20 protein-coding genes and 2 pseudogenes are annotated in these 19,973 nt (G+C 70.3%); 8 read left to right on the top strand and 14 right to left on the bottom strand.

Features of this window, described 5'->3' with window-relative positions:
- Window positions 1-19: 19 nt before the first annotated feature.
- The 4 genes and pseudogenes from ACWCO8_RS02360 to ACWCO8_RS02345 all read right to left on the bottom strand — a co-directional run bounded on the left by ACWCO8_RS02360 (window position 20) and on the right by ACWCO8_RS02345 (window position 3,565).
- The gene (locus ACWCO8_RS02360; protein ID WP_451030523.1) at window positions 20-946 is read right to left on the bottom strand and encodes an aldose 1-epimerase family protein; all 927 of its coding nucleotides are present in this window, start codon (window positions 944-946) and stop codon (window positions 20-22) included.
- A gap of 51 nt (window positions 947-997) precedes the next feature.
- Window positions 998-1,411, bottom strand: coding sequence for a DUF7144 family membrane protein (locus tag ACWCO8_RS02355; protein WP_451030522.1), 414 nt, complete (start codon window positions 1,409-1,411; stop codon window positions 998-1,000).
- A gap of 143 nt (window positions 1,412-1,554) precedes the next feature.
- A pseudogene (locus ACWCO8_RS02350) lies at window positions 1,555-1,740 on the bottom strand (CorA family divalent cation transporter); the annotation flags it as partial.
- A 361-nt stretch (window positions 1,741-2,101) separates the two neighbouring features.
- The gene (locus ACWCO8_RS02345; protein ID WP_451030521.1) at window positions 2,102-3,565 is read right to left on the bottom strand and encodes a serine hydrolase domain-containing protein; all 1,464 of its coding nucleotides are present in this window, start codon (window positions 3,563-3,565) and stop codon (window positions 2,102-2,104) included.
- A 109-nt stretch (window positions 3,566-3,674) separates the two neighbouring features.
- Between ACWCO8_RS02345 and ACWCO8_RS02340 the strand changes: the two genes are divergently transcribed.
- Window positions 3,675-4,343 (top strand): TetR/AcrR family transcriptional regulator, encoded by a 669-nt coding sequence (locus ACWCO8_RS02340; protein ID WP_451030520.1) that lies wholly within the window; start codon window positions 3,675-3,677, stop codon window positions 4,341-4,343.
- Between the two features lie 13 nt (window positions 4,344-4,356).
- Here the strand turns inward: ACWCO8_RS02340 and ACWCO8_RS02335 are convergent, their stop codons facing one another.
- From ACWCO8_RS02335 to ACWCO8_RS02315, 5 genes are all read right to left on the bottom strand, one after another.
- Window positions 4,357-6,465 (bottom strand): MMPL family transporter, encoded by a 2,109-nt coding sequence (locus tag ACWCO8_RS02335; protein WP_451030519.1) that lies wholly within the window; start codon window positions 6,463-6,465, stop codon window positions 4,357-4,359.
- A 155-nt stretch (window positions 6,466-6,620) separates the two neighbouring features.
- Window positions 6,621-6,878, bottom strand: a complete 258-nt coding sequence (locus ACWCO8_RS02330) for a hypothetical protein (protein ID WP_451030518.1) — start codon at window positions 6,876-6,878, stop codon at window positions 6,621-6,623.
- Window positions 6,875-7,267, bottom strand: coding sequence for an ArsR/SmtB family transcription factor (locus tag ACWCO8_RS02325; protein ID WP_451030517.1), 393 nt, complete (start codon window positions 7,265-7,267; stop codon window positions 6,875-6,877). Before ACWCO8_RS02325 ends, ACWCO8_RS02330 begins: the two co-directional genes overlap by 4 nt.
- A 621-nt stretch (window positions 7,268-7,888) precedes the next feature.
- On the bottom strand, window positions 7,889-8,170 hold the full coding sequence (gene tatA, locus ACWCO8_RS02320) for a Sec-independent protein translocase subunit TatA (protein ID WP_451030516.1): 282 nt from the start codon (window positions 8,168-8,170) through the stop codon (window positions 7,889-7,891).
- A 21-nt stretch (window positions 8,171-8,191) separates the two neighbouring features.
- Entirely contained in the window at window positions 8,192-8,767 is a 576-nt protein-coding gene (locus ACWCO8_RS02315) for a TerD family protein (RefSeq protein WP_451030515.1), read from the bottom strand.
- A gap of 233 nt (window positions 8,768-9,000) precedes the next feature.
- On the opposite strand from ACWCO8_RS02315, the gene ACWCO8_RS02310 reads away from it, so the two are divergent.
- The gene (locus tag ACWCO8_RS02310; protein ID WP_451030514.1) at window positions 9,001-9,405 is read left to right on the top strand and encodes a BlaI/MecI/CopY family transcriptional regulator; all 405 of its coding nucleotides are present in this window, start codon (window positions 9,001-9,003) and stop codon (window positions 9,403-9,405) included.
- A 4-nt stretch (window positions 9,406-9,409) separates the two neighbouring features.
- Entirely contained in the window at window positions 9,410-10,342 is a 933-nt protein-coding gene (locus ACWCO8_RS02305) for a M56 family metallopeptidase (protein WP_451030513.1), read from the top strand.
- Between the two features lie 108 nt (window positions 10,343-10,450).
- On the opposite strand, the gene ACWCO8_RS02300 is transcribed toward ACWCO8_RS02305, so the two are convergent.
- A complete protein-coding gene (locus tag ACWCO8_RS02300; RefSeq protein WP_451030512.1) occupies window positions 10,451-10,906 on the bottom strand; it encodes a tellurite resistance TerB family protein in 456 nt (151 codons plus the stop codon).
- Between the two features lie 264 nt (window positions 10,907-11,170).
- Window positions 11,171-12,172: a sporulation protein gene (locus tag ACWCO8_RS02295; protein ID WP_451030511.1), complete on the bottom strand. Its 1,002-nt coding sequence runs from the start codon at window positions 12,170-12,172 to the stop codon at window positions 11,171-11,173.
- A 210-nt stretch (window positions 12,173-12,382) separates the two neighbouring features.
- On the opposite strand from ACWCO8_RS02295, the gene ACWCO8_RS02290 reads away from it, so the two are divergent.
- The 5 genes from ACWCO8_RS02290 (at window position 12,383) to ACWCO8_RS02270 (ending at window position 17,611) form a co-directional block, all read left to right on the top strand.
- A complete protein-coding gene (locus ACWCO8_RS02290; protein ID WP_451030510.1) occupies window positions 12,383-12,586 on the top strand; it encodes a hypothetical protein in 204 nt (67 codons plus the stop codon).
- Window positions 12,587-12,812: 226 nt separating this feature from the next.
- Window positions 12,813-14,150 (top strand): hemolysin family protein, encoded by a 1,338-nt coding sequence (locus ACWCO8_RS02285; protein WP_451030509.1) that lies wholly within the window; start codon window positions 12,813-12,815, stop codon window positions 14,148-14,150.
- On the top strand, window positions 14,147-15,163 hold the full coding sequence (locus ACWCO8_RS02280) for a hemolysin family protein (RefSeq protein WP_451030508.1): 1,017 nt from the start codon (window positions 14,147-14,149) through the stop codon (window positions 15,161-15,163). Before ACWCO8_RS02285 ends, ACWCO8_RS02280 begins: the two co-directional genes overlap by 4 nt.
- 115 nt (window positions 15,164-15,278) lie before the next feature.
- Window positions 15,279-16,595, top strand: a complete 1,317-nt coding sequence (locus tag ACWCO8_RS02275) for a hemolysin family protein (protein ID WP_451030507.1) — start codon at window positions 15,279-15,281, stop codon at window positions 16,593-16,595.
- Window positions 16,592-17,611: a hemolysin family protein gene (locus ACWCO8_RS02270; RefSeq protein WP_451030506.1), complete on the top strand. Its 1,020-nt coding sequence runs from the start codon at window positions 16,592-16,594 to the stop codon at window positions 17,609-17,611. Before ACWCO8_RS02275 ends, ACWCO8_RS02270 begins: the two co-directional genes overlap by 4 nt.
- 50 nt (window positions 17,612-17,661) lie before the next feature.
- Here ACWCO8_RS02270 and ACWCO8_RS02265 read toward each other — a convergent pair.
- The 3 genes and pseudogenes from ACWCO8_RS02265 to ACWCO8_RS02255 form a co-directional block, all read right to left on the bottom strand.
- A pseudogene (locus ACWCO8_RS02265) lies at window positions 17,662-17,754 on the bottom strand (IS5/IS1182 family transposase); the annotation flags it as partial.
- Between the two features lie 204 nt (window positions 17,755-17,958).
- A complete protein-coding gene (locus ACWCO8_RS02260) occupies window positions 17,959-18,633 on the bottom strand; it encodes a response regulator (RefSeq protein WP_451030505.1) in 675 nt (224 codons plus the stop codon).
- Window positions 18,630-19,910 carry a sensor histidine kinase gene (locus ACWCO8_RS02255; protein ID WP_451030504.1) on the bottom strand — a complete coding sequence of 427 codons (1,281 nt, stop codon included), beginning with the start codon at window positions 19,908-19,910 and terminating at the stop codon, window positions 18,630-18,632. The genes ACWCO8_RS02260 and ACWCO8_RS02255 overlap by 4 nt, the downstream gene beginning before the upstream one ends.
- Window positions 19,911-19,973: the final 63 nt, after the last annotated feature.

Genomic DNA, 19,973 nt, shown 5'->3' with positions numbered 1-19,973 from the left:
GGCGGCTGTGCGGAGGACGTCACGGCGGCCCCCAAGGGGTGAGGCCCCACCGGAGCACATGCGTGGAGCCCGCTGCCAGGACGGTGAGGTCCGTGCCGCTGCGCAGAGCGTCCGGCGGACAGGACATGGCCTCGACGGCGACCGCGCGCCGCCGACGATCGGGCTCGGCCAGCGTGTCGCCCGTGTATACCTGTACGTACCGGGTGCCTTCGCCGAGCCACAGGTCGACACCCCGTAGCCCGGAGGGATGCGCCAGGCGTACGGCCGTCCGGCCGGCGGTGTCGCGGTCCAGTCCGGTGAAGGCGGTGTCCAGACGCAGCTCGCCGATGGGGCGGGCGGCCCGGAAGTCGTACGGAGTGCCGTCGACGGGCTCCTGGCCGACCGGAAGCCCTCGGTCGTCGGTGAGCAGGACGGACCGGGCGGGCACGGTCAGCAGCGCGGTGTCGACGAGGTCCGTGCCGACCGTCAGATAGGGATGCTGGCCGGCGCCGTAAGGTGCCGGTCGCGTACCGGAGTTGGTGGCGAAGAGGGCGGTCTCCAGCCCTTCCGGCCGCAGCCGGTACTCCGCGCGGACGTCGAGGAGAAAGGGATATCCGGGCTGGGGGCAGAGCGTGGTGCCGACGATCAGCGCGTCGTCGGTGCGGGCGAGCAGCTCCCAGAGCGACCACCGGAGCAGCCCGTGGATCGCGTTGTTCTTCTCCGGTTCCGTCAGGGGGAGTCGCATGTCCCGGCCGCCGAAGCGGTAGCGTCCGCCGCCCACGCGGTTCGGCCAGGGGACGAGGAGTTGCCCGCGGCCGCCGGTGATGGGGGAGTCGGCGGCGAACCCGTCGAGCACCGCTCGCCCGTGCACGGCGTACTCGCGCAGAGCGCCGCCCAACTGGACGACCACGACGCTCTGTCCGCCGCGGGTCACCTGCCACTGCGCGCCGGTGGGGCTTGCGGACATGTGGGCTCCTCACGTCCACGACGAGGGAGTTCGTGTGAGGCCGGTCGTTCCTCAGCTTCTCAGCGGCTTGGGAGCGACGCACAGCGCCCAGATGACGAGGGCGTCGATCGCGATGATCAACAGCGCCCACCAGGGCGTGTACGGGAGCCACAGGAAGTTGGAGATCATGCTCAGGCCGGCCAGTGCGATGCCGACGACCCTGGCCCAGGTGGCGCCCGAGAACAGGGCGACGCCGGCCAGCGTGATCACGATGCCCAGGATGAGATGGACCCAGCCCCATCCGGTGAGATCGAACGCGTAGATGTAGTTGCGGGTCGTGAGGAACACATCGTCCTTCGCGATGGCCGAGATGCCTCCGAGCAGCATCATGATGCCGCCGAAGATCATCATCACGGCGGCGAACAGCAGCCAGCCGCTCCCGTGCTCCGCCTCTCTCCGGCCGGGCTCGCCCGTTTGTGTGGTCATGACAGGTTCCTTCCTGTCGTCACTCCGCCCACCACGCCCGCCCGAGCGTGGCGAGTCGGCTATCTCCCATCTTCCCCTCTGCCTCCGCACACGCATGTCGGCCAACCCGGACCGCCCCGTCAGGGTCGGTGCCCGCCCGCCCGTTACAGCCAGTCCCGCCTCTTGAAGATCACGTACAGACTCGTACACACCACGGCCATCAGCACAATGGCGAACGGGTACCCGCCCGCCCAGTGGAGCTCCGGCATGTTGTCGAAGTTCATGCCGTAGATCGTGCCGACGAGGGTGGGGGCGAAGAGGATGGCGGCCCAGGAGGAGATCTTCTTGAAGTCGTCACCCTCGACACGCTGACCTGCCCGGATTGCTGTGCGAGCAGCTCTGACCTGCGACTTTGCGTCTTTCCGAAGGATTCATGATGACGCCGATTTGCGTGGCCGATTCTCCCCGGCCGCTCCCCATCGCGGAGTCATTCTCCCCAGAGGGCGCCGTCTCCTGAAGGCCTTGCCCCTGGTGGGACGCCTTGCTTGAGCCGTGCGGGCGTTCACGCGCCGTATTAGAAGGTGTAGCGGTCCGGGTCCGACATGCTTGGCGACGGGCCGGAGCACCCCTCCCGGCTTCGTTGGTTCATCTGCCGGGGGAGGGGTGAGCCGCTTCCGCGGGGACAGGCCTGCGGTTGGCGCCGCCGGGTGATCAGTTCCGGTTGCGGGCGGCCTTCCTGCGAATCGTCTGGAAGCCGGCGAGGCCACGCAGGACTGCAAGGGCGAGCGCGAGCGAGCCTGTTGTCACGAGGAGGTAGCCCGCGTCGGGGGTGAAGAGGAGGATCTGGCGCAGGTCTGTTGCCACGAATCTGGGAAGGAGCAGGAAGGCTGTGGTCGCGAGGAGGAGGCAGCCGAGTATTGCCGCCGCCGACCCGATGAGGGTCCGTCGGCTGTCCCCCCGGCCGCCGCGCCTCGGGCGGACCAGACGGTACAGCGACCAGCCGGTCGCGACCGTGAGGGCGGCGGTCGCGATGCACAGCGTGCTGAGCAACTGGCCGAACATCGGGTCGTCACCTACCGTTTCGGGCTCGGCGCCGAGCAGGACGCGCATGGCGCCGAGGCCAGTGCCGACCAGGAATTCGTCCTTGTACGGGGCGTAGGCGTTGTGCAGGACGATGACGGCGAGGCCCTTGTCCGGGGCGAGCACGATGCTGCCTTGGTAGTCCGTGGTGGCTCCGCCGTGCCAGACGATGCGGGTGCCGAGGTCGTCGAAGCGGTCGTCGCGCCAGCCGAGTCCGTAGCGGTGCGAGGTGTGGACCGGCACCGTTCCGGTGTGCATCTGGCGGAAGCCGGCGGGGGAGAGGACGGACGAGGCCGCTCCGCCGCCGAGTTGGGCTCGCGTGAACTGAACCAGGTCGTCGAGTGTCGCGCCAACGTATCCGTACGGGGCACCTGACGTGTCGAACGGGGCGGAGTGGCGCCAGGGCTTGCCGAAGACGTACCGGTGGCCGGGGGCGAGGCTGCTGCGTTCCGCGTCGCCGGCGTCGGTGATCGCGCCGGTCATGCCGAGCGGGCCGAAGACGGACTCGTGCATCCGGTCGCTGAAGGTGCGGCCGCTGACCGTCTCCACCAGGGCGCCGAGCAGCATGTAGTTGGCGGCGCTGTACTCGTGGCGCTTGCCGGGCGGGGCCACGGGGGTGACGTCGGCGAGGCCGCGGGCGATGCGCTGGATGCCACCGGGCGTGTTGTCGAAGCGGTCCGACTGCGCGAAGCCGTCGTCCTCCGAGAGGCCGCTGGATTGGTTGAGTAGGTGGCGCACGGTGATGTCGGTGGGGCGGAACCACGGCAGATGGCGCCGCACCGGGTCGTCCAGGCCCACCTTCCCCGCCTCGACCAGCTGCATCACGGCCAGGGCCGTGAACGGTTTCGCCAGTGAGCCGAGCAGGAAGGGGGTGCGGGTCGTGATCGGCGCGCCGTTCCCGTTCGACCCCCAAGTCCGGCTGTGGACCAGGCCCTTGTCGCGGTCGACGACAGCGAGCGCCATGCCGGGCACGTCGGCCCGCTCGCGCTGTGCCGCCGCGTAGCGGTCGACCTCCGCGTATCTTCCGCCGTCGGCGGCCCGGGCGGCGGGAACTCCGGCCGTCGTGACGGCCGCGAGTATGAGTAATAGCAGCATCCATGCCCGTATCCGGGCATGCAGAACAGTGGCACGCATGGCGCCTCCCATAACCATATGGCTGTACGGTTTCGATGGCGACGTTACCGTACCGCGATATGGTTACGGCATGCCTCGCGTAGCCGATCACGAAGAGCGCCGCCACCAAGTGGCCACCGCGGTGGGCCGGATCATCGCCGCCGAGGGCCTGAACGCGGTGACGGTCGCCAAGACCGCCGCCGAGGCGGGCATCTCGGTCGGCCTGGTCCAGCACTACTTCCGCAGCAAGGACGAGATGCTGCTGTTCACCTACGGCTACGTGCTGGAAAGGATCGAACGCCGGGTCAGCGACCTGATCGAGCGCTCCGAGGCGGTCGGCGCCCGCGTTGAGCACATCGTCCTCGATGGCCTCGCCGAGTACATGCCGCTCGATGAACAGCGTCGTCAGGAGTGGCGGGTGGCCCTGGCCTTCACCGGTCGCGCCGCCGACGACCCCCGCCTCGGCGCGACCAAGGCCGCCGCGCTCGGCCGTACCCGCGCGCTGCTCGCGCAGGCGATCACCAACGCCCAGGAGTGCGGCGAGGTCCCCGAGTCCGCGGATGTGGCGAAGGAGGCGGCGCGCATCGCCGCGTACGCCGACGGCCTCACTGCCCACCATTTCGCCGATCCCGACGGGCTGCCGGCCGACGCCGTGCTCGCAGCCCTCGGGGACCATCTCGCCACCGTCTTCACGGGCGAATGCCGCCTGCGCGGCCGGTCTCCCGGCGAGCGCCCGGCGGCATCACCCGAGCCGTCGTGATGCGGGCGGAGTGTCAGGCGGGCTGACGCGCCCGCTGCACCTCCTGGTGCTGTTCGTCCTCGCGGTCGCCGAGCTCGCGGAAGAGCCGGCCCGGCCACCAGAACCAGCGGCCCAGGTCCAGTGCCAGTGCGGGGACGAGGACCGTCCGCACCAGGAAGGTGTCCAGGAGGACGCCGATGCCGACGAGGATGCCCATCTGAGCCATCGTCACCAGTGGCAGTCCCGCGAAGACGGCGAAGGTCGCGGCCAGGACGACACCCGCGGAGGTGATCACGCCGCCGGTGCTGGCGAGCCCCTCCAGGACGCCACGGGCGTGCCCGAGCCGGTCGGCTTCCTCCCGTACCCGGTGCATGAGGAAGATGTTGTAGTCGATGCCGAGGGCGACGAGGAAGACGAAGCCCATCAGGGGGATCGACCAGTCGACGCCCGCGTACCCGAGGACGTGCTCGAAGAGCAGGTTCGACGCTCCGAGCGCGCCGAAGTACGAGAGCACCACGGTCGCGAGCAGCAGAACCGGCGCCACCAGTGAGCGCAGCAGCCACATCAGGACGAGCAGGACGACGGCGAGGACGACCGGAATCACGGTCTTCAGATCGCGGTCGGCCGCCCGCTGGGTGTCGAGCGTCTGGGCCGTCGTACCGCCGACGAGCGCGTCGGCCCCGTCGACCGTGTGCACGGCCTCGCGCACCGCGTCCACGGCGTCCTTGGCCCCTTGGCTGTCGGGCGCGTCCGCCAGGACGACGGCGAGGGTGGCGAGTTCGCCGTCCTGGGTGCGCTCGCCGTCCTCGACGCGTGAGACGCCCTCGACCGCTGCCGCCGCAGCCTTCACCTCGCCCGCCCGATCCGCCTTGGTGACGACCTTCGCCGGGTCGGAGGACCCGGAGGGGAAGTGCGCCGAGATCCGGTCCTGGGCGACCACGGACTCCGGCTTGTCCTGGAACATGTCGGCCTGCCGCAGCCCCATGTCGATCCCGACGGCGCTCAGTGCGAGGACGCCGGTGACGGCGACCGACATCATCCAGGACCAGCGCGGACGGCGGGCCACAGCCGCTCCGACCCGGGCCCACACGGTCCGGGCCTTGCGCGCCGGCGTGCCGTGCTGCGGCACGAACGGCCAGAAGACCCAGCGGCCCGCGATCACGAGCAGTGCGGGCAGCACGGTGATCATCGCCAGGAATCCGCAGAGCACGCCGACCGCGCCGACCAGGCCCATGGACCGGGAGGAGTTGATGTCGGCGAGGGCCAGGCACGCCAGCCCGACGGCGATGGTGCCGGCGGAGGCCAGGATCGCCGGACCGGAGCGGCGCAGAGCGATCCGCATGGCGGTGTGCCGGTCCTCGTGCCGGTGCAGCTCCTCCCGGTACCGGGCGATGAGCAGCAGTGCGTAGTCCGTTCCGACGCCGAACACGAGGACCATGAGGATGCCCGCACTCTGCGGGTCGACAGGCAGTCCGGCGTACTTCGCCAGCAGGTACGTGCCCACCTGGGTCAGCACGGCGGCGAAGCCGACGGCGAGCAGCGGGAAGAGCCACAGGATCGGGCTGCGGTACGTGATCAGCAGGAGCACCGCGACGACCAGCCCCGTGGCGAGCATCAGGGTGGAGTCGAGTGAGTCGAAGACCGCGACCTGGTCCGTGAGCGATCCGGCCGGTCCGCCGACCTGGACGTCGACGCCGGGCGGGGCGTTCGCGCCCGCGACATCGCGGAGCTCGTCGACCCTGTCGGTGATCTCGTCCTCCGTCGAGAGCGGGACGACCGTCATCAGGGCCTTGCCGTCCTCGGAGGGAATGGGCCCCGAGACCCGCTCGCCTTCGGCGGCGAGAGGAGCGAAGACAGTCAGGTCCGAGTCCGCCGTCTGGCGGGCGTCCGCGCCGGAGTACACGACGACCGCGGGCATCACCGCGTCCTTCGGATCCGTACGGAACTTCTCCAGCTCGGTGTTGACCCGGGCGGACTCCGCCCCCCGCGGCAGGAAGGCGTTGGCGCTGCTGTCCTCGACCTCACCGAGCTTCCCGGCCAGCGGGCCTAGCGCGACGGCGAGGATCAGCCACGCCGCCAGTACGAGCCATTTCGAGCGCCGGCCGGCCGGGGCGGCGGTCATGCGCTTGAGCAGCGCGTTCATGAGTAATCTCCTGAGTGTGGAGTTCGGGGCGCACGAGTCCCGCACCGCGGCGTGATGGTTTGGCGACCTGCCGTGGCGTGGGATGTGCCCGGGTTGTGTTCTCCATGCGTACGGCCGGGAGTTCCCGCTCCCGGCCGTACGGCTCGGGGGTGCCGCTACTCGATGGAGCGCATCATCTTCTCCATCGACGCGATTGACGCCCGGGCCTGTGTCAGCTCCTCCAGCGTGCGCCGGTGCAGCTCGACGTTGTCCTCCAACAGGGCGGCGTACTTCGCCGAGAGCTGCCGGTACTGCTCCTCGCGGGCGGCGAGCATGCGGGCCCGCCAGGTCGCGGCGACCTGCCACACGACCGTGATCAGGAGGAGAAAGACACCGGCGGCGCCGACCACTCCCGCCCAGTCCGCTCCATTCATCGCGCCGTCTCCTTCGTGTCCTTCGTGTCTTGCGTGTCCTTCACGGGGTTCTGCTTCTCTTCCTCGGTGATCGTCAGGGCGGCCTCCGCTATGACATGAGGCGTGAGCGCGTAGGCGAACGGCGTGACATCGAAGAACTTCATCGCTTTGCCGTCGTCCGCGAGCTCCAGCGAACCGCTGACCAGCCCGGCCGCCTCCAGACGCTGCAGATGCATATGGAGCAGGGGGCGGCCGATGCCGAGCTCGCGGGCGAGCCGGCTGACGTAGTTCCGGCCCCCGCCGGCGAGTGCGGCCACGATCCGCAGGCGGTGGGGATTCCCCAGCGCGCCGAGGATCTTGAGCAGCTCGTCCCCGGTCGGAGCCGGACCCAAGGGCGGGACACCGGTCATCTCGACCCCCTTCATCCGTACCTGTCAGTTCAGGCTGACAGGCCCCGCAGACACCTGTCAAAGATTCCTGACACATCTCAGGTTCGACAGGCGCGCATTTCAGGGTTGTCTCAGGGTGCCCCCCCTCATCCCTTCACATTCGGCCGAGATGAAGGAGTGGACCAGCCGACGACCCCCACCGCTCCTTGCGGTGGGGGTCGTCGGCACGAGCCCGAACCTGACCGCCTATTCGGTGCGCAGGGCCGTGGCCGTTCGGGCTCTGGCGGCTGAGCCGGCGGGCAGGAGCGCACCGAGGGTGGCGATGAGCAGGCCGCCGAGTGCGAGCGGGAGCAGTTCGACTCCTTGCGATCGCGAGGCCGCCCAACAGTCCACGGAGCAGACGTAGTTCAGTACGGTCGCACGACGGGCGGCTCCCAGTCGTACGCGGCGGCGACCAGCGCTGACCGGGCCCCTCTCCTTCACCTGATCGCTCGGAGAAGCCCCACGGGATGTCGCACACCTGAGGTTCTGCTGCGGGCGGATGCGTCGGCGCTGACCTGACTGGGCGGGATCGGCCGCCGCAGCGGGTCGGTCGGAACGAGCGGGTTGAAGCGCCTTCCCGACCGACCAGTGAGGCAGCCGTCAGCCGGCGGTCGGGCCGGAGCGGGGGCCTTCAGACGACCGCGGTGCGTTCGGCTGGGTCCCGCCCGCCGTCGGCTTCGCGTCGGTGGGCGGAGTCTGCTTGACCTCGTACGACGCCTGCTGCTCCTGTGCCGCGCCGTCTTCGGTCTTCATCGCCTTGGCCTCGCTCTTCAGGATGCGAGCCGCCTTGCCGGCGTTGCGGGCCAGCTCCGGGAGCTTCTTGGCGCCGAGCAGGACGATGACAACGATCACGAGGATCGCTATCTCGCTGATTCCGAACATGGTTTCCTCTCCCCGCTCGGGTCAGATGTGGACGCCGAAGTCGGTGGCGATGCCGGCGAGCCCGGAAGCGTATCCCTGGCCCACGGCGCGGAACTTCCAGTCGGCGCCGTGGCGGTAGAGCTCACCGAAGATCATCGCGGTCTCGGTCGCGGCGTCCTCCGAGAGGTCGTAGCGGGCGAGTTCGGCGCCGCCGGTCTGGTTCACCACGCGAATGAAGGCGTTGCGGACCTGGCCGAAGCTCTGGCCACGGTTCTCGGCGTCATGGATGGAGACGGGGAAGACGATCTTTGTGATGTCGGCCGGTACCGCGGCCAGGTTGACCTTGATGGCCTCGTCGTCGCCCTCGCCTTCACCGGTGAGGTTGTCGCCGGTGTGCTCGACCGAGCCGTCGGGGCTGGTGAGGTTGTTGTAGAAGACGAAGTGGCCGTCGGAGGCGACCTTTCCGGTCTCGTCGAGCAGGAGGGCGCTTGCGTCGAGGTCGTGGCCGGCCCCGGTGGTCGTACGGACGTCCCACCCCAGGCCGACGATGACCGCGGTCAACCCCGGTGCTTCCTTGCTCAGTGAGACGTTGCCGCCCTTGGCGAGGCTCACGGTCATGTCGTATCCCTTTCCCGAGTCCAGGTGCTCAAATCTACAGTGGCGTAGAAAATGAAGGTAGGCGGCGTCAGCCTGGGACGCGCCATGAACGGTGGCGGGATGCGTAGGCGGCGTCCCGGGAAACGGAAGCGGGCGCATGCGTGGTGTCTCAGTAAGATGAGCCGCTCCTGTGGCGGGTGGACCCACCCAGGAGTTCACTGATGCCGAGCGTGGGCAGGCGGGAGGTTGACGGCATGACGGACCGGAACAGAGACGGTGCCGGCCACTCCACGCGGCGCCGTGGCCAGGGCGAGCTGGAGGCCGAGGTACTGGCTGCCGTGCTCCAGTCGGAGCGGCCGGTCACGGCGGGCTGGGTGCAGGAGCGGCTCGGCGGAGACCTCGCGTACACCACGGTCATCACGATTCTGACCCGCCTCCACGCCAAGGGCGCGGTCTCCCGGGAGCGAGCCGGCCGGTCCTTCGAATGGACGGCCGTCGCCGACGAGGCCGGGCTCGCCGCACTGCGGATGCGGCGGGTGCTGGATGGGGAACGTGATCGGGAGGCTGTCCTCGCGAGCTTCGTGACGACTCTTTCCTCCGCTGACGAGCGGCTGCTGCGCGACCTGCTCGCGCAATCGGAAGGGGAGGGGGAGGGCTGACGCCATGGGGGTCTTCGTCTTCCTGCCGCTCGTCCTGCCCCTGACCGCGTGGCCGGTTGCCAGGCTGGCCGAACAGCATCTGCACCCGCGCACTGCGACCCGGCTGCTGGCCGGTGTCGCCGCCGTGCTGGGCGTGTGCAGCACCCTGTGCCTCGGGCTGCTGATGGTGGTCGGCACCGCGCAACTCCCGGGAAACCCGCTTCCGGACGCCTGGTCGGACCCCGAGGTGCGGGAGGCGGTGCCGTACGACGAGATCGCCGGACGGATCGCCATCCCCGCGCTCCTCGTCGTGGTCGTCGCCTGCGGGCGAACCCTCTGGCGTCATCGGAAGGTTCGTCGACGGGCGGACCTGGCGCTCCGCGCGCTGCCTCGAGCCACTTCCGTCGCCGTCCTCCCCGATGACGCGCCGTATGCGTACGCGCTGCCTGGCCGGCTCGACCGTGTGGTCGTCAGCCGAGGCATGCTCGATGGGTTGAGGTCGGCTGAGCGCAGGGCGCTCTTCGCCCACGAGCGAGCTCACCTGGCGGGCCGGCACCACCGCTACCTGCTCGTCGCGCAGTTGGCGGCCCGGGCCAACCCGTTCCTGCGCCCGCTGCGTACCGCCGTCACCTATGCGACCGAGCGGTGGGCGGACGAGGATGCGGCGGCACGCGTCGGCAGCCGCCGAACGGTCGCACGGGCCATCGGTAAGTCCGCCCTGATCTCGCGAGGCGCGCCGGTGGCCACCCTCGCCGGCTTCGCCACCGCCGGCCCGGTGCCGCGCCGGGTGTCCGCCCTGCTGGCCCCGCCGCCGGCCTCGCGGGCATGGCCGTCGCTGTTCACCGCGGTGGGGATGGCCGCCTGGGGCGCCGCGGCGGGGACGGCGGTGTCCGCACTCTCCTCCGCGAACTCCGCCGTCACCCTGTTCCTCATCCTGCGCGCGGCGACGCCGCTCTAGAGGCGGCGTCGTGCGGCCCCGCCTGCCGCGGGGACCTATGGAGTGTCCAGAAGGATGGCCGTCCGCCTGAAGGGCGTCGCGAGCCAGTCCGGTCCCTCCGGAGGCGACCTAGAGGTCGAACTCGTGCGGCGGCAGGTCGAGGGTGAAGCATGCCTCGCGTACGACGGCCTGCTCGGTCTTGTCGAAGTCGCCGTCCGCGCCGCCGATGACGATGCCGATCTGGATGACGGCGCGGGCTTCGGCGGGCTTCTTCTTCGCCTTGGCGATCTCTTGCAGGACGCTGACCTTGCCGAAGTCGAAGTCGGCGGTGAGCTTGTTCAGGTTCCCGTCGAAACGTCGCTGGAGGTCGGTGGCGTCGAAGTTCTGCAGCACCTCGTTGGTGGAGATGAGCTCCGTCACGCGGCGGCGTTCGGTCGGGTCGATCGTGCCGTCGGCGGCGGCGACGAGCGCGCACATCGCCATGCTGGCGTCCCGGAAGGCGCCGCTCTTCAGGTCGTTCTTCTTCGCGTTCAGCTGAGTCTGCATCGTCGATGCGGACTCCTTGATGCGGTCCCACAGGGCCATTTCGGAACTCCGTTACGTGTCGGAGGCGGGCCCGGCCGGATGGATACGGTCCGCGCCAGCGCATCTTCTACATCGATGTAGAAGCTATCAGGGGTTGTGTGCCAACGGCGTCATTCCGGTCGCTTCACGCAGGAGTTGGCTGTGGCGCGGCGCAGGTGGCCGTACGAAGTAGGGCCTCGGTCGGGCGTGGAGCGGGCCCGCGGCCGAGAGTGGCTGCGGCCGACGGGCCCCACGGGGGGCTGGGCGAGCGACTGGCGGGGGACGTCAGCCTTCGTCGCCCTCCTCCTCGTCCTCCTCGTCGCCCTCGAAGAAGTCGCCGATCTCGTCGACGACTTCGGCCGCGACCATGCCGCCCACTACGCCGACAGCGAGCCCTCCCGCACCCGCCGCGACTGCCGTGCCCATGCCCGGGCGGGAGCGGTGCCCGTCGGTGGGCGGCGCACCGTGGTGAGTGGCGTCGTGCGGCCCGTACGGGGAGTGCGCCCCGTGCGCGGCGCGGTGTTCGACGAGCTGTCGCATCCAGGAGTCGACCTCGGCGTTCCAGTCGACCTGGTCGATGCCGTGGTGGCTGACTGTGTGGCGGGCGAAGGCGTCGTGTCCTTCGGAGAACAACCCGCCGCGCTTGTCGGCTTCCAGTACGACTTCGAGGCCCTCCGGGCCCGCGAGGAAGGTCACCTCGATCTCGCTGACCTGGTGCGCGTACTGCGGCGACGGCGTGATCTCGATCTCCTGGTAGAAGGGCAGTTGCTGCCCCGTTCCCCGGATGTGCCCAAGTTCGAGGTCGGCCGACTTGAAGCCGAAGCCGAGCCCGCCGAACGCTTCGAGGATCGCCTCCTGGGCCGGGAGGGGGCGTACGGCGAGAGGGTCGAGGTCGCCCTTGTCCATGGCGCCGGCGACGCTGATTTCGGTGCGCAGGCCGAGGGTGATGCCGAGACCTTGGCCGTACAGTTCGGTGATCGGGGTCTCCCAGGGCAGGGTGACAGCGAAGGGCAGGCTTTGAGCCTCGCCCTCGGCGAGGCGGAAGTCGCCGGCCACCGTGAAGCGGTCGAAGACGACCATCCCTTCGGACTCCTCGCCCTCGTGCTCGGCCTCGACGCGGGCCACCAGTTCGAGGGTGATGTGCTCGATCGTGAAGTTGCTGTTGCCGCCGGTCAGCCGGACCTGGCCCGTGAGGTTGCCGCCCGGAGTCACCGTGCCGGGGTCGAGGACCGTGTCCACGGTCGGGCCGCCGACGCCGAGGGAACCGAGCAGTCGCTTGAACACCATCGTGGCGTTCACTCCTTCTTGCGTATGTGGGGAGTCGCCATTGGCGACCTCTACATCACTGTAGAAGAATACGCGACGGGCGCCCAACGGCGGCGCGCCCCAAGGGGCTTCGGTGGGAAAGTCCGAAAGAGGCGTGTCGGGGGTGGGTCACGATCGGCCCCTCCCGGCGAGGAAGGTGGCGACGTGATGGGTGAGTCACAGGAGTTTCGCGTGACAGACGATGGCGATCACCAGACCTGCGGCGGGTTGGCTGCCTCCGCGATCCCGATCGGCCTGGTGGCCGGAATCCTGTTCGGCATGGCCTGGCTCGACGACGTCGGCCTCGGTCTCACGCTGGGCCTGGGTGTGGGTGCGGTGATCGCCGGCACCGGATCCAGGGACTGGGGCTGGAGGGTGGAGCGGGACGCGGGGTAGCCGGGCCCTCCACGTAGGGGCGCTGGAGCCTGGCTGTTCCGGTGCCCTGGCCTCTCGATGTCGCTTTGCCAATCCTTTACAGTGGTGTAGAAAGCAGTGCACCTGCCTGCCGACGATTCAGCCCGAGGACGAGAAGGAGTGAGCGACCCGCAATGGGTGAGCCTCCCAGTACGAGCCGTGCCACCGCCTGCTCAGCCCAGTCGAGCCGGGGAGCGGAGGTGGCACGGTGACCGAAGTGCTTCTGCTGCTTCTGGCCCTGGCCCTCACGCTGATGTGTGCGGTGTTCGTGGCGGCCGAGTTCTCCCTCACCACTGTCGAGCGCGGTGAGTTGGAGCGGGCCGCCGAGGCGAAGGAACGGGGCGCCGAAGGGGCGTTGCGCGCCGTTCGAGGACTGACCGTCCAGCTCTCCGGTGCTCAGCTGGGAATCACCGTCACCTCGCTGGTGATCGGCATGCTCGCCGAACCGTCCCTGGCGGCGCTGCTGCGCGGCCCGCTGGAGGCGATCGGTCTGGGCGCCGCGGCGTCCTCGGTCGCCACTGTTCTCGGGGTGGCGATCTCCACGGTCGTGCTCATGGTCGTCGGCGAGCTCGTCCCGAAGAACTGGGCGATCTCCCGTCCGCTGGCCGTCGCCAAGGTCGTGGCAGGACCACAGCGGGGCTTCACCGCGGCCTTCGGGCCGTTCATCCGGCACCTCAACAACACCGCGAACCGGTTCGTACGCCGCTTCGGCCTCGAGCCGGCCGAGGAGCTGGCCTCCGTCCGTACCCCTGCCGAGCTGGCGTCCCTGGCCAGGCACTCGGCCGCCGAGGGTGCAATCGAGGCGGACTCCGTCGAGCTGTTCGTCCGTACGCTCCACCTGGGCGAGCTGACGGCCGAGAACGTGATGACACCGCGCGTCGACGTCTGCGCCCTGGAAGCGCAGGCCACGGCGGCGGACGCCGCGAACCTCACCCACGCCACCGGCCTGTCCCGCTTCCCCGTCTACCGGGTCAGTCTCGACGACGTGATCGGCACCGTCCACATCCGTGACGTCCTCGCCCTGGATCCGGCCGCCCGGGCGGCCACTCCGATCACCAAGCTCGTGACCGCGCCCCTCCTTGTGCCCGAGACCCTGCCCGCCGACCGGCTCCTGGAGCGGCTGCGGGCGAGCCGCACCATGGCTGTCGTGATCGACGAGTACGGCGGCACGGCCGGCGTGGCGACGGTGGAGGACATCGTCGAGGAGGTCGTCGGCGAGGTGCGCGACGAGCACGACCCGTCCGAGACCCCCGACCTGCTGCCCGCGCCGCCCACCGAGGACGGCAGGGCCACTTGGGAGGTCGACGGCGGTGTACGGATCGACGAGCTGGCCCGCATAGGGCTGCGCGCGCCCCACGGCCCGTACGAGACTCTGGCCGGCCTGATCGCCACCCGCCTCGGACGCATCCCCGCCCAGGGCGACGCGGTCCTGCTCGACGGCTGGCGACTCGACATCCTCGATGTCGAGCACCACCGGGCGGACCGGATCCACCTCACCGAGCCCGCCCGCACCGCGGAGCACAAGCACGCGGGGGCGTCCCGATGACCGCCGTCCAGCTCACCATCGGCTTTTTCACCCTCCTGACGAACGCGTTCTTCGTCGGCGGCGAGTTCGCCCTGATCTCCGTACGCCGCAGCCAGATCGAGCCCATGGCCCGCGAGGGCGACAAGCGGGCCCGCACGACCCTGTGGGGCCTGGAGCACATCTCCGCCGTCATGGCCACCGCCCAGCTGGGCATCACCGTCTCCTCCCTGGTCCTGGGCGCGGTCGCCGAACCGGCCATCGCCCACCTCTTGGAGCCCGCCTTCGAGGCGGCCCATGTCCCGCATGGATTCGTCCACCCGGTCGCCTTCGTCATCGCCCTCAGCCTGGCGACGTACGCGCACATGCTGATCGGTGAGATGGTCCCCAAGAACATCGCGCTCGCCGCCCCGGTGCGGACCGCGCTGCTCCTGGGCCCGCCGCTGATCGGCCTCACCCGGGCGATGAAGCCTGTGATCTTCGGCATCAACGCCTTCGCCAACGCGCTCCTGCGTCTGCTGCGTGTCGAACCGAAGAACGAGGTCTCCGCGGTCTTCACCGACGACGAGCTCGCCCGCATGGTCCAGGACACCAGCGAAGCAGGCCTGCTGTCGCCCGCCGACGGCGAGCGGCTGCGCGACGCGCTGGAGCTGGGAACCCGGCCGGTCGGCGAGATCCTCGTACCCGCCGCCCGGATGGTCACGGTCGACCATCGGGTCACCCCCGCCGAGCTGGAGCGGACCGCCTCACGCGCGGGCTACTCTCGCCTCCCGGTCACCGGCCCGGCCGGGGCCGTCCTGGGCTACCTCCACATCAAGGACACCCTGGGGGTCGCGGACCGCGACCAACCCTTCCCGCGCACGGCGTTCCACGCCGTGACGCGCGTACGGATCGACACTCCGCTGGACGACACCCTCACCGCCCTGCGCGCCGCCGGCAGTCACCTCGCCGCGGTCACCGGCCAGGCCGGCACCGTCCTCGGCTACGTGACGATGGAGGACGTCCTGGAGGAGCTGGTCGGCCCCGCCACCGTGTGATTCCGCGCGACCCTTCGCGTACCCGTAGATACTCGGTTCTGATCACCGCCCCACGAAGGAGCTTCTTCTTGTCCGCCAGATCGACGCACCCCGACGTGATGGGGTGCGGTAGCCGATGACCGCAGTTCTCGGCCTGCTGGCCGTCCTCGTCCTGACGGCCGGCACCGGCTACTTCGTGGCCCAGGAGTTCGCGTACGTGGCCGCCGACCGGCTCGAGCTCGCCCGGGAGGCGGAGGCGGGCGACAGGCGCGCGGCCCGCGCCCTGAAGGTCCTCGAACGCCTCTCGTTCATGCTCTCCGGCGCCCAACTCGGCATCACGGTCACCGGCCTGGTGGTCGGCTTCCTGGCCGAACCGTCGGTCTCGGCGCTGCTCAGGCCGGCACTGGAGGGAACGGGCCTGCCCGACGGCGCGGTCTCGGCCATCTCCGTGACCCTGGCCTTCGTTCTCGCCACGGTCCTCCAGATGGTTCTCGGCGAACTGGCCCCGAAGAACCTGGCGCTGGCGGTGCCGGAGCGCCTCGCCAAGTCGCTGGCTTCTTCCACCCTCCTCTACCTGAAGATCGTCGGCCCGGTGGTGCACGTCTTTGACGGCGCCGCGAACAAGCTTCTGCGCAAGCTCGGCATCGAACCGGTCGAGGAGCTGCACCACGGCGCGACGCTCGAAGAGCTCAGCCACCTCATCGGGGAGTCCCACGAGCAGGGTCAGCTGCCCGCCGACACCGCCGAACTCCTGGACCACGCTCTGGAGTTCTCGGAGCGGACGATGGGCGAGGTGATGGTTCCGCGCGTCGACGCCGTCTTCGTACGCAAGGACGCTCCGCTCACCGAGGCCGTCGAGCTGATCGCGAAGCATGGCCATTCCAACTACCCGGTCATCGGCGACCATCCGGACGACGTCGCCGGGGTCCTCGGCGTACGCGAACTCATGCGCCTGCCCGCCGACCGCTTCGACAGCATGACCGCGGCGGAGGCCGCCCGCTCCCCGCTCCTGCTGCCCGACACCCTGCCGCTGCCGCAGGCGGTGGCCCGGATGCGGGAGTACGACGACGAGTTCGCGGTGGTCCTCGACGAGCACGGCGGCGTCGCCGGGATCGTCACGTACGAGGACATCGCCGAGGAGCTCGTGGGCGACATCGCGGACGAGACCGACACGGTCGTCGCCCTCGCCGTCGCGGAGGGGGACGGCTGGCGCGTCGACGCGGGCCGCCGCCTGGACGAGGTCGAGGACGCGACCGGCATCGTCCTGCCCGAGGAAGACGACTACGACACCGTGGCCGGCCTGATCATCGACCGCCTCGGCCGCTTCCCGACGATCGGTGACCGGCTCACCGTCGACGGCGTACGGATCGAGGTCCTGAGCCTCGACCGGCACGTTCCGGAACACGTCCGACTCGAGCAGGCCCCGTCCGTCGCCGAGGAGGCGCAGGCATGAGTTTCCCGATGGCGCTCTTCGTCACCGTCCTGCTGCTGATCGGCAGCGGGTTCTTCGTCGCCGCCGAGTTCGCGCTCGTCGCCGCCAAGCGGCACCGCATCGAGAAGGCCGTCGCGGACGGACAGCGCGGCGCCAAGGCAGCGCTCGCCGGTATGCGCGAACTGTCACTGATGCTCGCCGGCGCCCAGCTCGGCATCACCATCTGCACCCTGGGCCTGGGCTCGGTCTCCAAGCCCGCGATCTCCCACGAACTCGACCCGCTCCTGGTCGACCTGGGGCTGCCGACGGCCCTCAGCTACGGCATCGCCTTCGCGGTCGCCATGATCATCGTGGTGTTCCTGCACATGGTTGTAGGGGAGATGGCCCCCAAGTCCTGGGCGATCGCCCACCCGGAACGCGCGGCGATGCTCCTCACCCCGCCGTTCCGGGCCGTGGTCAAGGCGGTCCGACCGCTGATCGGGATCCTGAACAAGGTCAGCAACGCCCTCGTACGGTTGTGCCGCGTCCAGCCCCGTGACGAACTGGCCGCTGTCCACAACCGCGAACAGCTCACGCACCTCGTTGAGGAGTCCGAGCGCCTCGGCCTGATCAACAAGACGGACTCGCAGCTGATCACCCGCTCCCTGACCGAGCCCCAGACCCCGGTCGCCGAACTCCAGATTCCGGCCGCCGACATGGTCACCGTCCCGGCCACGGCTGACCTGGACACGCTCCTCGCCCGAGCATCGGAAGCGGATCGCACCCGCCTCCTCGTCCGCGACGGAGACCGCATCATCGGCTCGCTCCACGCGCGCGACGCCCTGGTCGCCCGTACCCGAGGCAGATACCTGACCGCACAGGACCTCGCACGCCCGGTCCCCGAACTGACTGCCACCACGACCGTTTCCCACGCCGTCGAACTGCTGCGACAGCGGCGCGCGTCCCTCGCCCTAGTCCTGGACGAGCACGGCGACCTCACGGGGCTCGTGAGCCTCGACGACCTACTCGTACGCATCATGGGACCCCAGACAGTCTGACGACATCCCAAAGGCCACGATGCATGGACTGCACGTATCAGTGAGCTTCATCAGCGTTGCCGCTCAAGGGTGAGGACGACTTTGGCGATTGACGTCATGGGGTTTGGACTGCATCGGGATCTGCAGAAGATGCGCCAGGACTCGCCGAGCGACGTGGCTGTCGTCGGGCACTTCTGAAGCGTGCCGGGACGTGGTCCGGAGGTGGGTCCCTCATGGGGGAGTCACACGAGGTCGCCGGGCCGCCGTACTCGGCCCGGCCCCGGAATGCACGAGAGCCGCCCCTCCGGTCCCCCGGGGTGGGGAATCAGAGGGGGGCTCCGGTGCGGGTCCCGACGACGTTCCGGGGCTCAGCCGGCGAACCCCGGGACCACCAGGCCGGATTCGTACGCGATCACCACCGCGTGGGTCCGGTTCTGTGCGCCGAGCTTGGTCAGCACGTTCCCGACGTGCGTTTTCACCGTCTCCAGGCTCACTGTGAGCGACTCCGCGATCTCCGGGTTGGACAGGCCGGTGGCCATCAGCCGCAGCACCTCCTCCTCCCGCCCCGTCAGCGCCGCCCTCGGCAGGGCCTCGGCGGAGTGCAGCGGCCGGGGTGCGATCATCCGGCGCAGGGTTGTCGGAAAGAGGATCGCCTCCCCCGCCGCCACCACCCGCACCGCCTCAGCGATCTGCCGGACCGGAAGCCGCTTCAGCACGAACCCGCTGGCGCCAGCGCTGAGCGCGGCGGTGACGTAGTCGTCGTTCTCGAAGGTGGTGATCACCACGACCTTCGGCGGTTCGGCCGACCCGGCGAGGAGGTGCCGGGTGGCCTCGATCCCGTTGCGGCGCGGCATCCGGACGTCCATCAGGACCACGTCCGGACGCAGCCGCCGTGCCTGTTCGACCGCCTCGACGCCGTCGGCGGCCTCGCCGACCACCGCGAGCCCCGGCTGTGCCGCGAGCAAGGTGCGCAGACCGCTGCGGGTCACCTCGTCATCGTCCGCGATCAGGAGGGTGACGGGGGTGCTGCCGGAGCCGGTCATGGCGACAACCGTACGGGCAGCCGGACGGCCAACCGCCAGTGCCGCGGCCCGTCCGGGCCCGCGTCGATCTCGCCGTGCAGCAGTCGCACGCGCTCGGCGAGGCCGGGCAGGCCGTGCCCGGACGTGGGGAAGGCGCCCGGCCCCGTGCTCGTACCCGGCCCGTCCCCGGTCCGGTTGACCACGCCGAGCTCCAGCCGGTCCGGCATGGCCGCCACCCGGACCTCGATCGGACCACCCGCTCCGTGCCGCATCGCGTTCGTCAGCCCCTCCTGCAGGATCCGGTAGGCCGCGCGGGAGAGCGTCCCCCGCACCTGCGCCGGGTCCCCCGACAGCTCCAGCTCCACCACCGCGCCCGCGTGCCGCAACCGGTCGAGCAGCTCGGGCAGATCGGCCAGGGTGCGGGCCGGCGCCGTCTCGGCCTCTCGTTCGCGCAGGACGCCGAGCACGTAGTCCAGGTCCTCCAGCGCGGCCCGGGACGACTCCTCGATGCTGCGCAGGGCGGCCCGCGCCGCCACCGGGTCGGCGGAGAGCACCTCGCCCGCCACCGCCGCCTGGATCGTGGTCGTCGTGAGCGTATGCCCGATCGAGTCGTGCAGTTCGTGGGCCAGCCGGTTCCTTTCGGCCAGCCGCAGTTCCCGCTCGGCCGCCAGCACGAGCCGCTCGGCCGAGGATGGCCCGAGCAGCCGGGGCGCCGACCAGCGCAGCGCCTTCGTCACCACCACGCACACGCTCGCCGCGAGCAGCAGGCAGCCGAGCGCGACCGCCCAGCTCTGCCAGCCGCCCTCCACCCGTACCGTCCGGCCGAACAGGCTCAGCCCCAACTCGGCGTCGAGCCAACCCCCCGGAAGGGTCAGGCCCGCGAAGAGCAGCACGCCGCTCGCCAGTGCTCCCGTCCATCCGAGCGCCACGTGCAGCAGCAGCCAGAGAGGAGTCCGCCAGCGGTCGACGCGGGACGGCACAGCGGCGGCCGGCCCGTCGCCGAGCCGGCTCGGGGGCGTACGTACGGCGACAGGCTCGGGCAACGACACCCTCAGCAGCCGGCGGGCGGACACGACCAGCACCCGCCGCGTGGTGCGCGCGAGACCGACCAGGCCGATCAGTACCGTCCAGCCGAGCAAGACCACGACGATCTGCACGCCCTCGGGAGCGGAGCGCCACGCCAGCGCCGGCAGCAGCGCGAGGGACAACAGGGGAAGGCTCGCCAGGACGGCGAGGTAGGCGAACAGCGCACCCGAGTACGTGGAGCGGCGCAGCAGCGGCCGAAGTCCCTTGATCATGATCGGCCAGTATGTACGGGGCGGCACACCCGCGGCCTCCCCCGATCGGGGGAGTACGTTCTC

It is taken from the genome of Streptomyces sp. NPDC001927 (assembly GCF_053594455.1).
The sequence above is the reverse complement of the archived record's forward strand: the minus strand, read 5'-3'. Positions and strand labels throughout refer to the sequence as shown.

Coding starts and splice junctions, on each gene's coding strand:
- ACWCO8_RS02360 (WP_451030523.1), bottom strand. CDS start 946: ATGTCCGCAAGCCCCACCGGCGCGCAGTGGCAGGTGACCCGCGGCGGA.
- ACWCO8_RS02355 (WP_451030522.1), bottom strand. CDS start 1,411: ATGACCACACAAACGGGCGAGCCCGGCCGGAGAGAGGCGGAGCACGGG.
- ACWCO8_RS02345 (WP_451030521.1), bottom strand. CDS start 3,565: ATGCTGCTATTACTCATACTCGCGGCCGTCACGACGGCCGGAGTTCCC.
- ACWCO8_RS02340 (WP_451030520.1), top strand. CDS start 3,675: ATGCCTCGCGTAGCCGATCACGAAGAGCGCCGCCACCAAGTGGCCACC.
- ACWCO8_RS02335 (WP_451030519.1), bottom strand. CDS start 6,465: ATGAACGCGCTGCTCAAGCGCATGACCGCCGCCCCGGCCGGCCGGCGC.
- ACWCO8_RS02330 (WP_451030518.1), bottom strand. CDS start 6,878: ATGAATGGAGCGGACTGGGCGGGAGTGGTCGGCGCCGCCGGTGTCTTT.
- ACWCO8_RS02325 (WP_451030517.1), bottom strand. CDS start 7,267: ATGACCGGTGTCCCGCCCTTGGGTCCGGCTCCGACCGGGGACGAGCTG.
- tatA (WP_451030516.1), bottom strand. CDS start 8,170: ATGTTCGGAATCAGCGAGATAGCGATCCTCGTGATCGTTGTCATCGTC.
- ACWCO8_RS02315 (WP_451030515.1), bottom strand. CDS start 8,767: ATGACCGTGAGCCTCGCCAAGGGCGGCAACGTCTCACTGAGCAAGGAA.
- ACWCO8_RS02310 (WP_451030514.1), top strand. CDS start 9,001: ATGACGGACCGGAACAGAGACGGTGCCGGCCACTCCACGCGGCGCCGT.
- ACWCO8_RS02305 (WP_451030513.1), top strand. CDS start 9,410: ATGGGGGTCTTCGTCTTCCTGCCGCTCGTCCTGCCCCTGACCGCGTGG.
- ACWCO8_RS02300 (WP_451030512.1), bottom strand. CDS start 10,906: ATGGCCCTGTGGGACCGCATCAAGGAGTCCGCATCGACGATGCAGACT.
- ACWCO8_RS02295 (WP_451030511.1), bottom strand. CDS start 12,172: ATGGTGTTCAAGCGACTGCTCGGTTCCCTCGGCGTCGGCGGCCCGACC.
- ACWCO8_RS02280 (WP_451030508.1), top strand. CDS start 14,147: ATGACCGCCGTCCAGCTCACCATCGGCTTTTTCACCCTCCTGACGAAC.
- ACWCO8_RS02275 (WP_451030507.1), top strand. CDS start 15,279: ATGACCGCAGTTCTCGGCCTGCTGGCCGTCCTCGTCCTGACGGCCGGC.
- ACWCO8_RS02270 (WP_451030506.1), top strand. CDS start 16,592: ATGAGTTTCCCGATGGCGCTCTTCGTCACCGTCCTGCTGCTGATCGGC.
- ACWCO8_RS02260 (WP_451030505.1), bottom strand. CDS start 18,633: ATGACCGGCTCCGGCAGCACCCCCGTCACCCTCCTGATCGCGGACGAT.
- ACWCO8_RS02255 (WP_451030504.1), bottom strand. CDS start 19,910: ATGATCAAGGGACTTCGGCCGCTGCTGCGCCGCTCCACGTACTCGGGT.